Below are 15,221 nucleotides of genomic sequence, written 5' to 3'. Positions count from 1 at the left end.
TACTGAGTTGTCGTAAGCGCTTGTTTATCGCTTTTGACAACTATTTAATATTATCAGGTATTCGATTTGAAATCAAGTGGTTTTTTTACTCATTTTTGAAAAGTGAACATCACATAACGAACAAAATGAATAATTGACAACGAAAAATATTCTACCAATTTGTGATAGCCAGGTCAAGGACTTTCTGTAAATTACTCAAAAAAACGCTGCGCATCTCTCATCCATGGGCTTCTAGCTTTGGCTAAAGATCTAAATCCAATGTTCAATCGATAATTGGTCCAATAATGAATTTGCTTGGGGCGAAAGCCTTTGGGATGTTTAATAACGCCCATATGGACCTCATTTGTGCGGGTCGAAAGACTAATCTTGCCGGAATACTCATCAATATCAATGATAAGAGCCGAAACATCCTGACCAATACTAAAAAGTTTGTAAATATCATCGACAAATCCAGTTTGACACTCAGAAATATGAATGAGACCCTGCATATGATCTCCGATATCAACAAAGACTCCGTATGGTTGAATTCCAGTGACAGTTCCTTCAACCTTCATGCCTACTTTAAATTTCATAATAATCATCCTATCCACAATCTGACAATAATTGTATCGTGGATAACTAAATTAGACAACAAAACTTATTTTTTGTTAAAGGCCAGCTAATAAGTGCCTATCCCCTGTCACAATTTGGTAAAATCAATTATAAATTTTGGAAAGGAATGATTATTTGAGCACGCTCATCGATTTTATACTCCACATTGACGATCATTTAATAAATATTGTAAATACATTTGGCGACTCGACATACTTAATCTTGTTTGCAGTTATCTTTATTGAAACGGGAGCAGTCATTTTCCCTTTTCTACCTGGTGACTCACTACTATTCGCAGCAGCTGCGCTATCAGCCAACGTGAGTTATGGATTAAACATCGTTTTATTTATCGCCATCTTTCTAGTGGCATCCATCGGTGGAGATTCACTGAACTTCTTCTTTGGAAATAAGTTCGGTGAAATCATTCCACGCCATCATATTTTAGGAAAATTCATTAAGGAAAAAGATCTGGCAAAAGCCCGAGAATTCTTTGACAAATATGGCGCAATGGCAATCTTCTTTGGACGGTTTATTCCAATTATCCGAACACTGATCCCATTTGTGGCTGCTACCAGTGATTTTCCATACAAGCGATTCATCAAATATAACTTGATAGCTTGTATCTCATGGGTCGCAATCTGTTGCGGTGCTGGATACTACTTTGGCAACATTCCAATCGTCAAAGAGAACTTTTCGATGGTCATTATCGGGATCGTTGGAATTTCACTCATCCCTGCCGTCATTGGTTATGTTAAAACAAAATTTGCATCTTCAAAGTAGACAGTAATTTACTTTCATAATAACAATTGATATAATTAAATCTGTTGTGGTGAGTTGGCAGAGTGGTAATGCACCGGACTCGAAATCCGGCGAACCGGCTAATACCGGCGCGCAGGTTCAAATCCTGTACTCACCTTATATGACAGTAAGCACTTCGGCGATCTAAATCGTTGAAGTGCTTTTTTATTCTCCAATCAACCACAAAAAAAGTTCGTTATCCTGGAAACCAGCGATAACGAACTTTTACTTTAATATTTTAATAATGTAAAGAAGTCATAATCTTTAACTTTGTCATGACCCTTAAGATCAGATAATTCGATTAAGAATGCCGTTCCAACAACGATTCCGCCGAGCCGCTCGACCAAACGAATAGTGGCATCAATCGTCCCTCCAGTGGCCAAAAGATCATCGGTCACTAAGACTCTTTGCCCTGGCTTAACTGCATTGGTACGGAGGTATAACGAAGATTTACCGTATTCCAAGCCATAGCTCTCCTCAATTGTTTCACCAGGCAGCTTGTTCTTCTTACGAGCAGGTGAAAAGCCAACCCCAAGCTTATAAGCAACGGGACAGCCGACAATGAATCCACGAGCTTCCGGCCCGACAATCATTTGGACATTACGTTCTCTGGCAAAATCCACAATCTTATCGGTTGCGGCACGATAGACCTCACCATTTTCAAGTAATGGTGAAATATCTCTAAAGAGGATTCCGGGTTCCGGAAAGTCCGGATATGATGCAATATATTTTGAAAAATCGATTGGCATATTCTTTCTCCCTTTCATCAAACGCCCAAACAGTCCTTGACGAAGCTGACTAATTCATGAGTATTTGAAACCAACAATTTCTTTTCAGCAGCCAGCTGTTCGATTCTCAGGTGATAGCTCGGTGCTGTTTTCAGGTCACGGTCGGCATAATCAGGATTCAAATTAATCATCCTGTCTTTGATGGTAATGAAGTCTAATTCAAGAAAAACCTGAACCATAAAGATAATCGTCCGTGCGGAAATGTGTAAGTGCTCTGAAATTTGTTTTAACTGCGTAGCAATATTTATGTTTGAGTGTTCTTTAATGAACCTAAATAGTTTAGCATAAGAATTCCGATCTGGCATCCCTATTTTCGAGATAAGTTGCTTTTTGTACAAATAAAGAACGGTGGTTTGTGGCCGGATATTCGCCAGAAGCGTTACCAGATCATCGACAACATCCGGACAGTCAACGATATATAATCGATGACCATCCGTGAAATCTTTTTGTACTTGGTTATACATCACTGCCTGGGATTGATCGCCCACGTATCGTTGTAACTGTTTCAAAATCTTTTCATGGAAGAATACATAGACGCCCGACTGGGCAAACATCTGTTGATGCAGCTCACGGGTCCGTTGATCAACAACTGGTGGTAAAGTCTGCTTCAAGTCATCAATCATCAATTGTAAAGTCGTCCGGTTATTCCAAGTATTTTCACCAATTTCACCAGCAACCTCAAGCGTTGTCTGCCCATTTTGGAGCTCTGGGGCGACACTTCCTTTACCAAACGCAATGGCGGTCAACTGATTATTGCCCTGGACCAGCGAAAATTTCAAATGATCATTCGTCTTACCCATTGTTTTCACATTTGCGAGTGAATCAAATTGCATTTTAAAAATGGGTTTGGGATTATCTTGACCAAATGGTGCCAAGGCTTTGATTTTGTCACACAAATCCGGTGTGACTTTTGAAATTGGCAGCACGGCAGAAATAGCTAATTTGGGTTTAACTGACAAGTCCAAGTGCTGATCTGCGGCAGCTTTTTCCAGCTGATCCTTCAGCACGGGGACTTTGTCTTTTTTAATTGTCAATCCCACTGCAGAATGGTGCCCACCGAAACCAACCGTTTGATCACGGATCGGATCGATTGCTTTGAATAAGTCAAATTGATCGACACTGCGCCCAGAGCCCTTGACCTCATCACTATCATCAGCGGCAGTCATGACAATTGTCGGCCTCTGATACTTATCCACTAGCCGACTGGCAACAATTCCCAGCACACCTTGGTGCCAATTATTGCCAACAACAACGAGGGTGCGACGGCCATGTAGGTCTCCGCCATCCTCAACTGATTGAACTGCGTCGGTGAAAAATTGATCGACCAGCGACTTCCGTAGATCATTTTGCGAGTTGGCAAATTTGGCCAATTCAGAGGCTCGGTCTTCATCAAATGTGGATAGAAGCTCAACGCCGACAGTCGCGTCCTTGATTCGACCAAGCGAATTCAGGCGAGGCGCAATGCCAAACCCGATATCATCTTCGCTAAACTTACTCAAGTCAATTCCCGCCTCTTTAATCAGGGCGAGCAACCCTGGACGCTGACTATTTTGAATCGCTTGAACACCAAACTTTACAATTGCCCGATTTTCATCTCTTAACGATACAATATCGGCAACTGTTCCAATTGAGGCAATATCAAGTAAATCAGACGGGACCTCATCCATCAGTGCCTGGGCAATTTTAAACGCCACCCCAGCGCCACAAAGGTCGCCAAATGGATAACCATCCCCGTTTTCATTTTTAACTCGCGGATGAATGATAGCATATGCATCGGGGAGCTTTTCAGGCAATGAATGGTGATCGGTAACCACCACATCACAGTGCAGTTGGTTGGCCGCATCAATTGCATCGTTACCAGCAACCCCATTATCAACAGTAACGATCAAAGTTGTGCCTTTTTTGATAATATTTTCAAACGCTTGGACATTTGGCCCATAGCCTTCAGAAAATCGGTTTGGAATATAATAATCAACATCGGCTCCTAAATCACTGAGCGTTTCATACATAATCGTTGTACTTGTGATTCCATCAGCATCATAATCACCATAAACAGTTATATGTTCACCGTTTTCAACCGCTTTTTGGATCCTGTCAATCCCCTTCTGCATATCGTGCATCAAAAATGGGTCATGAAAAGCGCTAACAGAAGGATTCATAAATTCTTCTGCAGCTTCAGGGGTTGTAACGCCCCGTTGAGCCAACATTTTGGCAATAAACGGGTCAATATTTGCATCCTTGGCGAGCTTGTCAGCTGCTTGTGGATCGGTTGGCTGATCAAGCTGCCACTTAAACTTGGAATTGATCATTCAAACACTCTACCTTACTTTTGTGACGATAATTTATCGGTCAGTTTCGCAATTTCGTCTTCCAAATCACTGATTTGTTGATCACGACTGCCGAGTTCTTGTTTACCTGAAGAATTTTTCAATCTGGTTTCAACTGCTTTCAGATTGTCATTCAACTTGCTGATTTGCTGATTGAGTTCGTCTTGCTTTTGTTGGCTATCAGATTCCAGTTGCTTGTACTGGCGGTTCTTCTTGACATTTTGTGTTGATGAAAACAAAAAAATGATGAGAGCACCAATCAACAAGCAAATCAAGATCAATAGAACCAATGGCACCTGAAATGAAGCAAAGCCAAAATTAACTTCAACCGATTCAAAGTTCATCAATGCAAAAATTGCGATGATGATAATCAAAACAATACTAACAATCGTGCTAATTTGCTTTTTCAAAACAATCCCCCCCAGGAATAATTAATTCTTCTCGAATGGTATCTCAACTACATCAAAGTCCTTAACAACTTTCGTATTGGGGAAAATAGTTTGGGCTTGCTTTTCCAGCTCGTGGGCCATTTTGCCGGTATATCGAGCTGAAATATGATTGAGTAAAAGCATCTTGACTCCTGCCTGCTTGGCAATTTGAGCTGCTTGCATATTGGTTGAATGATAATAATTCTTGGCAAGCTTGTTTTCGCCTTTGCCAAAGGTACTCTCATGAACCAGGGCATCTGCCTGTTGAGCTAATTTAACTGCATTATCAGTCTTGCGGGTATCCCCAATAATCGTCACGATTCGGCCTGGTTGGGCATGGCCAATCATCTGCTTGCCGTCAATTACTCGACCATCTGCCAGTGTGACGGTCTGTCCCATTTTTAATTTCCCATACACTGGACCGGAAGGAATATGTAACTCGGTCAATTTATCAACCATCAGCTCCCCCGGATGATCATGTTCGACGACCCGATAGCCAAAACTGGTAATTCGGTGATCCAGTGGCGCCGCATAAACGGTAAATTTTTTGCCTTCGAAGATTTTACCATCCGTATCTTTTGGTAGTTCATGATAGTTAATCTTATATGAAAGTCGGCTCTCAGAAATCTTCAAACTGACACTCACGTATTCTTTAATCCCCTTTGGTCCATAAATGTCTAATGGTGTATTGCCACCTTGAAATGACCGACTGCTTAACAGCCCTGGCAAGCCAAAAATATGGTCACCATGTAAATGACTAATAAAGATCTTTTCGATTTTTCGTGGACGAATGGTTGACCGAAGGATCTGATGCTGAGTCCCTTCACCAACATCGAACAACCACACAGAATTTATCTCATCAAGTAAACGTAGCGCCAAACTCGAAACGTTACGAAATTTGCCTGGAGATCCTGCTCCAGTGCCTAAAAATTCAATTTGCATTATTTATCGTTTCCTTATTTTTAAAATCGAGTCAGAGAAGTGGAGATCCCCCACCTTCTCAAAATCACTTTTCAATTGTATCATAATTCAGTTAAAATATTCATGAGAAGGAAGTGAGCGCCATGAATTTGGATGAGTTTTATCGCGCCAGCAGCACGTTGAACCCCAAGCTGACAATTTTAATTTCGGAAGGAAAACATTTCCTCCCAATCAATCAATTGTTAATTGATAAAAATTCCTTATTGTTGGGCAAAACAACGCCATCTCATGGTGGATTTGCTACAATAACCTTAGATCAATTCATGACGAGAACTAAACAACTCCCCCTCAAGACCGATTTAAGAACGTTAAAGGACCACCAATTGGTTTTCGGGTTTAGAATTGTTAATAAATCAATCGTATTTTACTAGGGGATAAAAATATGAAAACAAAAGGATATTTAATTATCTTAACGATGATTCTCGCTGTTGGCTTGGCGGGATGTGGTAGTAATGAGAATAATCAATCAAATGAGAAAAAGTCACTCAGTGCCAATATGTCGAACGATCCGTCAAGTTCGTCCAGCAGTTCAAATTCTTCAAAATCTTGGAGTGACTATCAATATAAAGTACCAAAGTCGGTTCAGAATAATACACATTATGTTAAAAACGGTGATCTGAGTAAAAAACATCAATTTACTTTTGACCGATTTGGCACTCGACAACAGCTGGCTGATGTGACGACTCAACCAACAAACATTGAAGTTGGCAAATTGACCTACAAAGTTAATCAAGTCCGAGTGATCAAGAACACGGCCAAAACGCCTCAAGCTAAGGAGGCAGCTGAACAAGTTCTTAATCTTCAACATATTCCGGACACCTATTACACGTTTGTCCTCAATTACACCATTACCAATCGGCATCACTTCACAATTGCCTTAAATGGCGTCGACTACGTCAAAACAAATCAGGGGCAGACATTAACGACTGCCAATCAACTAACCGATTCATCCGCGGGCAACAAGGTTGGTGCTAATCGGGCAGTGAGCTTTGCTATGACAGGTTATCTACATGATTATGCGACAAAGCCTGCAACAAAACTCGCAATTAAATTTGGTCCAGTTTACACAACGAGCCAAAAACAGGTTGCCAATGCCCCTGGTTCCACATTGAACTTAAATCTTAAATAATCCAATTAAAAAAGTTTGAAATCACTTAATCCTGATTCATTAAGTGATTCCAAACTTTTTATTTTTTGCTGTAATAATCGCTAATCGATGTTGCAATCAAATGGGTGTAATAGATATTCCCTTTTGGATTTGGATGGACGTTATCATTCCAGAACCAATCACGGCGATTCAAACTGTAACCGTGCCAGTCGATAATGTGCACATTCTTATGGTGTTTGGCAGCCGCACGGATTGTACGGTTAACTTCTGTTTCCCAGTTCCGTGTTGGTACATGCGTTGTCACCCAGAAGATTTGGTGCTTTGGTCCAATTGACTTAATGACAGAGTTAATCTGAGCAGAAGTCATCGGCGAATTGGTTCCCAAGTTAATCAAGATGTTAGGGGCCAAATCATTTTTCTTCTTCATTTGTGTCAAGACTTGTCCTGCCTGCCAAATTTGCCTGCCGACAGCAGCAGAAACATAGGCATTTTGAAAGACATTCTGAAGATCCCGACTGTTATCAGCCAAAATCGAATCTCCAATTGCAGTTAACGGTTGCTGGTAAACAGTTAAGTACTGACGCTTGCTCAATCCATAATGCTTAGCAACCTTGTATTGCTTAACCGTCAATTTCTTCTTAAGAAGCTTCTGCATCCGCTTCTGATTGGCAGTCAGTTTGGAAGCCTTCTTTTGTTTTGCCAAGGCAGCCTTGTTATTGGCATTGGCTGTTTTTTCATTTTTGGAAATATTTTCCTGTAAAACGTTTTTGGCGTCCTTAGTCGGTGAAATGGCACTCCCATAAACGGAAATTCCAATCAGCAAAACAGCTGGGATCAACCATAGGCGTTTCCAGCCGTATTCAGAGTTTGGCTGAACAAATTCGTATATTGATCGACCAAGGTTTGAGTACTTGTAATGTCGTAATGGCGCTTCAATATAGCGGTATGACAATTCACTGATGACCATAATAAGCGCAATTTCAATAGAGGCGTTCATTAATGGATGTGCCGCGATGTCTTGCACTTTCATTTCGTAAAAGATCATGACCGGGAATTGATATAGATAGATTCCGTAACTCCGCGTACCCATCCATCTAAATACCGGGTTGGTAAGCCACCGGTTCACGTCAGCGCCAGGGTGTGCACAGGCCGCAATCAATGTTGTTGAGGCAATCGCCATGATAAACATCCCGCCACGATATGTGAAGGTGTTCTGGCCAGAGAGCTGGAAATACAGATAAGCAATAACCGCAATCGAGGCCAACCCAATAATATTCAGAGTCCATCTTGATCGACTGGTAACATTTTTCTTAAGATGGGTAGAAGGCCAGATAACAGCAAGTAGTGCACCAAAGACAATTGAAAACATCCGGGTGTCCGTACCATAATAAACCCGGTTTAAGGTATCAGGACCAGTGTATAAAAGTCCCATTAAAACACCCGAACCAATTGCTAAGACAAGTAAGATATTGGCAATTGTTCGTCGTTTACGAATAATTAAAACCATTGCAGTCAAAATCAGAGGCCAAATCAGATAATACTGACCTTCAATTGATAATGACCATAGGTGGGTAAATGGTGATTCACCATTAAATCGGTCAAAGTAGCTTTGTCCATGCCCAACTTCCCACCAGTTGTATACGTACAATAAATTTGTGCTAATAATCGATCTTAAATTTGTTAACAGCGAACGTTGAAACAATGTTATGTATGTGCCGGTTCCCACCAGCATAAATACAAGCGCGGGGTAAAGCCTTTTTATTCTTCGAGCATAAAATCCCCAAAAATCAATTCTGCCATTTTGCTCCCACTCTTGTAACAAAAGATCGGTAATTAAATACCCAGATACCACAAAGAAGGTTGGCACACCCAAGTACCCACCTTGCAATTTGTACGGCAGCAAATGGTAAATGATCACACCAACCACAGCCAGTGCTCTTATACCATCAAAACCGGATATATAACGACTATGCTTGAGTCGTTTGCCTTGTTTTTTTGTTTGAACCTGTTGCATTGAAATATTCCCTGCCCTATATGAATTTGTGAATCCCCAATAAAACTATTCAACGTATGTGAATGAGAAGTCCAGGATCGTAACGGTATCCCCATCTTTGGCGCCCGCTTTGCGTAAAGCGTCGTCAATTCCCATTCCATGCATTTGTCGTGCAAATCTTAGCATGCTCTGATCATGTTCCGTATCAGTCATCTTAAACAATTTTTCAATCTTCTCACCGGAAATGACCCATGATTCATATTCTTTATCGTATTCAATATGGAAGTCGCTTGACTCTGCAGGCTTGTATTCATATTCCTTGGTAGAATTATCCTCCGGTTTTTCCATATCAGAAAGCTTAGTTGTATCAAGCAAGTCCGCGGTTTTTCGAATTAGTTCTGTTAAACCTGTATGGGTAACTGAAGAGATTGGGAAGATTTCTGGCTTATGCTCACCAGCAGCTACATGTTCGTCCAATTGACTTCTGAATTCCTGCAGATTATCTTCTGAATCGGGTAAGTCCATCTTAGTCGCCACAACGATCTGTGGTCGTTTCAAAATCCGCTCATCGTATTGTTTTAACTCTTTGTTGATTGCCAAATAATCCTCAAATGGATTACGTCCTTCAAGACCGGACATATCCACCAAATGAAGAATCACACGAGTTCTCTCAACATGGCGAAGAAACTGGAATCCCAGTCCAACGCCATTTGAAGCCCCCTCAACTAATCCGGGTAAATCAGCGACCGCAAAATCTCGGCCGTCATCCAACCGAACCATGCCCAAATTAGGCACCAAAGTTGTGAAATGATACCCGGCAATTTTAGGCTTGGCACTGGTGATGACGGACAACAAAGTCGACTTTCCCGCTGAAGGAAATCCAACCAATCCAACGTCAGCCAATACCTTTAATTCAAGACTAAGTGAAATTTCCTGTCCAGGCTCGCCATTTTCAGCAATCTCAGGAGCAGGATTAGTGGGGCTGGCAAAGTGAATATTACCACGGCCCCCACGACCAGCTTTGGCAACGACCAACTCTTGGTCAGGCTTGACCAAGTCACCAACAATTTCGCCAGTGTCAGTGTTCGTAACTGTTGTCCCTTCTGGAACGGGAATCACCAAGTCCTCAGCACTACGGCCAGTCATTGATTTGTTGGCACCATTACCACCGTTCTTGGCTTTGAATTTTCGATGATATCGAAAGTCCATCAGTGTGTTCATCCCTGAGTCGACCTTAAAAATGACGTTTCCGCCACGGCCACCATCACCACCGGCCGGTCCACCATTTGGGACATACTTTTCACGTCGGAATGCAACCATTCCGTTTCCGCCGTTTCCGGCTTTTACATTAATTTTTACTTGATCAACAAACATCTTATCACCATTTTAATTAATTCTAATTAATCCTCAGTCGTTAGTTACGTGTTTAATACTCTAGCAGTATACCGAGTTTCGCACACCAGGTCAAAATAATCTTGAAAATGAAAACAATAATTAACCATTTAATGAGTCAGTTTCTTATCTTGATAGTTGGTAACTTTTCGCTCTTCGTCAATCTTGCTTAACGAGAACTTAATGGTTTGCGCTACAGTTTCCGAAATTCCCAGTTTGCGAAGATCCTCAATTGGTGCATTCGAAATTTTCTTCAATGACCCAAACTTGCGAAGTAATTTATTTCTCGTCTTCGGTCCTACCCCAGAAATAGAATCCAATCTTGAACTCAATGAATTCTTGGTATGAACTTTATGATGATAGGTAATCGCAAATCGATGGACTTCATCTTGAATTCGCTGCAATAAGTAAAACCCCTGACTCTTTGGATCCAGTTGAAGCGGCGTATCATTATCGCCAAATAACAGATCGGCAGTTTGGTGATGCGTGTTCTTAACCATTCCACCAACCGGAATATTGAGTCCAAGTTCATTGACCAAAACATCCTTAACGGCATTCATCTGAATGACACCACCATCCATCAAGATGAGGTCAGGCATTTCAGCGTGTTCCTTGAGTAAACGGGTGTACCGTCGGCGAATCACTTCCTTGGTGCTGGCTGCTTCATCAGCATGATCGACTGTTCGTAATTTATATTTTCGATATAAATTTTTGTTGGGTTGACCATCAACAAATACGACCATCGCAGAAACTAGATCGGCTCCTTGAATGTGAGAGTGGTCGAAAGCCTCAATTTTGTGACCTGGTGCAATTCCCATGGCATCGGTTAGTTCTTTCATAGCCCCAGTTGTCTTGCTCTCATCAAGCTCTAACAGGCGGAATTTCTCCTCCAAGACCATTTGGGCGTTCTTACCCGCCATCTCCAGCAAATCGCGTTTCTGGCCTCTCTGTGGCGTTCTAACGGGGACATCCTCAACGACGTGACTAATCACATCGGTTGGCAATGTGTTTGGCACTAATATTTCTTTTGGTAGGATTTGGTTTTTCTGTTTATAAAATTGGGAAATAAAACTGACCATTTCCTCTTCTGGATCATCGATAATTGGAAAAAGACGTTTTTCACGTTTCATCAATCGAGATTGTCGAATGAAGAAGACCTGAATTGACAGCCAACCCTTATCCATATAATAGTTAAAAATATCCCGTGGGGTGTTGTCGTTTGAAATAATCTTTTGCTTTTCAACCGTAATTTCGATGTACTTAATTAAGTCACGAATTTCTGCGGCCCGCTCATATTCCATCTTGGATGCGGCCTTCTCCATCCTACTTGTCAGCATTTGCTTTGCGTGGGAAACATTCCCATTCAGAAATGATTTAATCCGCTTAATTTGCTTGGCATAGGTTTCCTCTGGGACCACTTTAAAGCAGGCACCCAAACATTGGCCCATATGATAGTACAAACACGGTCGGTTTTGAAAGCCGTTGCAACGTCTTAAAGGATAAACCTTTTGCAAGAAGTTGACGGTCTCTTCGGCAGCATAGACATTTGGATAAGGACCAAAATAAAAACCGCCATCTTTAAGTAACGTATTGACGATTTTAATTTGGGGATCCCGTTCATTGGTAATCTTAATGTACGGATAGCCACCGTTTCCCTGTTTTAATTTGATATTGAAATATGGTCGATGCTTTTGAATTAATGTGATTTCAAGTAAAAACGATTCCTTATCACTGGAAACAACAATGTATTCAAAATCAGCAATTTCGGAGACCAACCGAGCCGTTTTGCCTTCATGACTACTTTTGAAGTAAGAACGAACTCGGTTCTTTAAGTTCTTGGCTTTACCAACATAAATAATCTTGCCGTTGATGTCCTTCATCAGGTAACAACCAGGCATATCCGGTAATAAGGCCAACTTATGTTCGATGTATTCACTCGCCAAAAAACTCACTCCTTTCGCGATATTCATCTTAAAAGTATACATCGAATATATGTTTGGTTCAACTGAAGCGTCCTGGAGGTCAGACAGGAAAAATTTCCTGGAAATCAGCTGATGTTGCTTTGCTTATAGCGGTTTAGTAACGTACACCATATACGACAAAATCCCTTAACGAAGAACAAGAACGTTCTTCATTAAGAGATTTAGTTTGCTGCCAGATGCCAGGCAGATTTCATCAAACAATTACACGTTTTGAATAATCTTACCAATAAAATCTTTTGCCCGTTCGTTTTGTGGATGATCAAATAACTCTACTGGTTTGTTTCGTTCCAAAATATAGCCATCGGCCATGAACCAGACCTCATCAGCGACTTCCTTGGCAAAGCCCATTTCGTGAGTAACGACCACCATGGTCATTCCCTCTTTGGCCAGTTCGTTCATAACTTCCAGAACTTCACCAACCATTTCAGGATCCAGCGCACTGGTTGGCTCATCGAATAACATCACTTCCGGATTCATCGCCAACGCTCTGGCAATGGCCACCCGTTGCTGTTGACCACCGGATAGGCTGCTGGGATATGCATTTGCCTTTTCTGCCAATCCCACCCGGTCCAACAGATGCATGGCAACCTTTTGAGCTTCGTCGTCTTTCATGTGCTTCACTCGGATTGGAGCCAACTTAAGGTTGTCAATCACAGTCATATTTGGAAAAAGGTTGAAACTTTGAAAAACCATTCCCATTCGTTCACGCAAATTGATTAATTGTTTTTCATCAACGTGTGTCAGATCTGTGCCGTCAAATTTGACTTCGCCGGAAGTTGGCTTTTCAAGCAAGTTCAAACAGCGCAAGAAAGTACTTTTCCCAGCTCCGGATGGGCCAATTACACAAATCACTTCTCCGGATTTGACGGTACCGTTAATATCTTTGAGGATTTCATTGTTTCCAAATTTTTTACTTAAATGATTCACTTCAAGAACTTTTTTATCCTGCATGTTTCATCTTCCCTTCAAAGTGATTCAAGACCCTGGTCAATGCAAAGGTCATGATAAAGTACAACAGCATGGCAACGAAAATCGGCATGACTCCACGGTAGGTATCTGCACGGACGATGTTCAACTGGTAAATCAAGTCGGTGACTCCGATGATTGAGACAATTGAACTTTCCTTAATCAAAGAAATAAATTCATTACCCAAAGCTGGCCAGATGTTCTTGAATGCTTGCGGTAAAATAACAAACCGCATCAAGTCACCTTTTGACAAGCCCAGACTGGCAGCTGCTTCAGTTTGCCCTTTCGCAACGGAATTAATCCCACCACGAATAATTTCGGCAACATAAGCACCACTATTCAGCGACACGGCAATCATCCCTGAAATCAACGCTGGAATGTTAACGACCACGCCAATCCCAAAGTAAACAAATAGTACTTGAACCATCAATGGTGTTCCTCGAATAAATTCGGTATAACTGATTGCCAAACCTCTGAGCCATTTTTGCTTGGAGAAACGCATCAATGCCAAGATGACACCAATTAGAACTCCAAAGAATGTTGAAACAATCGAAATCAAGATCGTGTATTCAACACCTTTGGCAAAGTACTTCCAATAATGGAACATCGACGTATTGACGGTATTAACCTTCATGTACTTACCGGCGCTCGCCAAATACTGGTCAGTCAAGTTTTTCTTTTGAATTTGGTCAATTGACTTATTAACGGCATTGACCAGACTATTTGAGCCCTTCTTGAAGGCAATGGCGGCACCGGTCTCGTTTTTGTTCAGGCTATATCCTGATGAAATCATCTTTAAGCTTGGATCGTTTTTTACATAAGCTTCCGCACTTGGCTTTTCAATCCCGAGTGCATCAATCTTATGAGTCTTCAATGCAAGCACCAGATCGGTGGATTTGTCCATTCCTTTCACAGTGGCATCAGGAATTTTCTTCTTGGCCAACCCATACTGCAAGGTACCGGTTTGTGCACCAATTTTGGCGCCTTTCAGATTTTTTGCGCTTTTATATTTATTAACATCGCTGGAGTTAATCAAGAAGCTTTGACCACCAGTATAATAAATCTTTGAAAAATCAACACTTTGTCGACGAGCTGCGGTTGGGTTAATCCCGCCAATCGCCATGTCGGCTTTACCAGTTTGAATCGCAACGAGTAATGAATCGAAATTCATACTCTTAATCACCAATTTAACGTGGAGATCTTTGGCAACCTTCTTGGCAACGTCAATATCCATTCCGACAATATGATCTTTGCCATTTTTATTCACTTGGAATTCGTATGGCGGATAGTCGGGACTGGTAACCATAATCAGTTCACCCCGTTGCTTAACCCGCTGTAGTGAAGTGTCCGCCGCAGAAACGTGGGTGGCGGAGACTGCTGTTAAAGCAAACATGGCAACGGTCATAATAATGATTTGAATAATTGCTTTTAAATTCTTCTTCATGACTTTCCCTCTTCCAAAATTATAATAACCAATACACTACACCAAAAATATAATTTATGCAATAAAAATATCAAATAAGCTAATATTATACAGTATTCATGCAAATATACATCAAAATTTAGCTTCTAACCAATAAGTGTGACTTTCCGGGCAATATTTGATATAGTTATCTCGTAAAAGGGTAAGGAGATGAATCTCAATGGCATTAAAGGTCAATCGCCAAAACGACATGGACGCCATCTTCGGCAAGTTCGCCGAAATGGATCCGGAAGATAAAAAACGTGACAAGTTTTTAAAACACGATAAAAAAGATAAAGATAAAAAACGCAAGAATGAAGAGAAACCGGAAAAGAAGAAGAGATGGTTCTAGTCAGAGTGTGACAAGGGCTGGGTGTCCCCGGAGTGTAAGCTAAAGGGTTCAAT

Annotated in this window: 13 protein-coding genes and 1 tRNA gene; 4 read left to right on the top strand and 10 right to left on the bottom strand. The window is 41.3% G+C overall.

Features of this window, described 5'->3' with window-relative positions:
- Positions 1-191: 191 nt before the first annotated feature.
- On the bottom strand, positions 192-572 hold the full coding sequence (locus FD05_RS11395; RefSeq protein WP_020281931.1) for a CvfD/Ygs/GSP13 family RNA-binding post-transcriptional regulator: 381 nt from the start codon (positions 570-572) through the stop codon (positions 192-194).
- Between the two features lie 154 nt (positions 573-726).
- Here FD05_RS11395 and FD05_RS11390 point away from each other — a divergent pair, with 154 nt between their 5' ends.
- Both FD05_RS11390 and FD05_RS11385 read left to right on the top strand, forming a co-directional pair.
- Positions 727-1,371, top strand: coding sequence for a VTT domain-containing protein (locus FD05_RS11390; protein WP_039933280.1), 645 nt, complete (start codon positions 727-729; stop codon positions 1,369-1,371).
- A 48-nt stretch (positions 1,372-1,419) separates the two neighbouring features.
- A tRNA-Ser gene (locus FD05_RS11385) sits at positions 1,420-1,507 on the top strand.
- A gap of 112 nt (positions 1,508-1,619) precedes the next feature.
- On the opposite strand, the gene FD05_RS11380 is transcribed toward FD05_RS11385, so the two are convergent.
- Genes FD05_RS11380 through rnz form a run of 4 tightly spaced genes read right to left on the bottom strand, consistent with a single transcriptional unit; the run spans position 1,620 to position 5,874 of the window.
- Positions 1,620-2,138 (bottom strand): adenine phosphoribosyltransferase, encoded by a 519-nt coding sequence (locus tag FD05_RS11380; RefSeq protein WP_020281929.1) that lies wholly within the window; start codon positions 2,136-2,138, stop codon positions 1,620-1,622.
- Between the two features lie 17 nt (positions 2,139-2,155).
- Entirely contained in the window at positions 2,156-4,486 is a 2,331-nt protein-coding gene (gene recJ, locus FD05_RS11375; RefSeq protein ID WP_020281928.1) for a single-stranded-DNA-specific exonuclease RecJ, read from the bottom strand.
- 14 nt (positions 4,487-4,500) lie between these two features.
- Positions 4,501-4,914 (bottom strand): lipopolysaccharide assembly protein LapA domain-containing protein, encoded by a 414-nt coding sequence (locus FD05_RS11370; protein ID WP_020281927.1) that lies wholly within the window; start codon positions 4,912-4,914, stop codon positions 4,501-4,503.
- 21 nt (positions 4,915-4,935) lie between these two features.
- Positions 4,936-5,874 (bottom strand): ribonuclease Z, encoded by a 939-nt coding sequence (rnz, locus tag FD05_RS11365; RefSeq protein WP_167320804.1) that lies wholly within the window; start codon positions 5,872-5,874, stop codon positions 4,936-4,938.
- Between the two features lie 421 nt (positions 5,875-6,295).
- On the opposite strand from rnz, the gene FD05_RS11355 reads away from it, so the two are divergent.
- Entirely contained in the window at positions 6,296-7,042 is a 747-nt protein-coding gene (locus tag FD05_RS11355) for a hypothetical protein (protein WP_020281924.1), read from the top strand.
- 58 nt (positions 7,043-7,100) lie between these two features.
- Here the strand turns inward: FD05_RS11355 and FD05_RS11350 are convergent, their stop codons facing one another.
- The 5 genes from FD05_RS11350 to FD05_RS11330 all read right to left on the bottom strand — a co-directional run bounded on the left by FD05_RS11350 (position 7,101) and on the right by FD05_RS11330 (position 14,798).
- Positions 7,101-9,035 (bottom strand): acyltransferase family protein, encoded by a 1,935-nt coding sequence (locus FD05_RS11350; protein WP_020281923.1) that lies wholly within the window; start codon positions 9,033-9,035, stop codon positions 7,101-7,103.
- A 45-nt stretch (positions 9,036-9,080) separates the two neighbouring features.
- Positions 9,081-10,388 carry a GTPase ObgE gene (gene obgE / locus FD05_RS11345; RefSeq protein WP_020281922.1) on the bottom strand — a complete coding sequence of 436 codons (1,308 nt, stop codon included), beginning with the start codon at positions 10,386-10,388 and terminating at the stop codon, positions 9,081-9,083.
- 128 nt (positions 10,389-10,516) lie between these two features.
- Positions 10,517-12,349 (bottom strand): excinuclease ABC subunit UvrC, encoded by a 1,833-nt coding sequence (gene uvrC, locus FD05_RS11340; RefSeq protein WP_020281921.1) that lies wholly within the window; start codon positions 12,347-12,349, stop codon positions 10,517-10,519.
- 240 nt (positions 12,350-12,589) lie between these two features.
- Entirely contained in the window at positions 12,590-13,339 is a 750-nt protein-coding gene (locus tag FD05_RS11335) for an amino acid ABC transporter ATP-binding protein (protein WP_020281920.1), read from the bottom strand.
- Positions 13,329-14,798, bottom strand: a complete 1,470-nt coding sequence (locus FD05_RS11330; RefSeq protein ID WP_020281919.1) for an ABC transporter substrate-binding protein/permease — start codon at positions 14,796-14,798, stop codon at positions 13,329-13,331. Before FD05_RS11330 ends, FD05_RS11335 begins: the two co-directional genes overlap by 11 nt.
- Positions 14,799-14,997: 199 nt before the next feature.
- Here FD05_RS11330 and FD05_RS11790 point away from each other — a divergent pair, with 199 nt between their 5' ends.
- Positions 14,998-15,168, top strand: a complete 171-nt coding sequence (locus FD05_RS11790) for an SPJ_0845 family protein (RefSeq protein ID WP_020281918.1) — start codon at positions 14,998-15,000, stop codon at positions 15,166-15,168.
- Positions 15,169-15,221 lie beyond the last annotated feature (53 nt).

The organism is Lentilactobacillus otakiensis DSM 19908 = JCM 15040 (assembly GCF_001434145.1).
Taxonomy (GTDB): domain Bacteria; phylum Bacillota; class Bacilli; order Lactobacillales; family Lactobacillaceae; genus Lentilactobacillus; species Lentilactobacillus otakiensis.
This window is presented reverse-complemented; position numbering and strand designations above follow the sequence as displayed.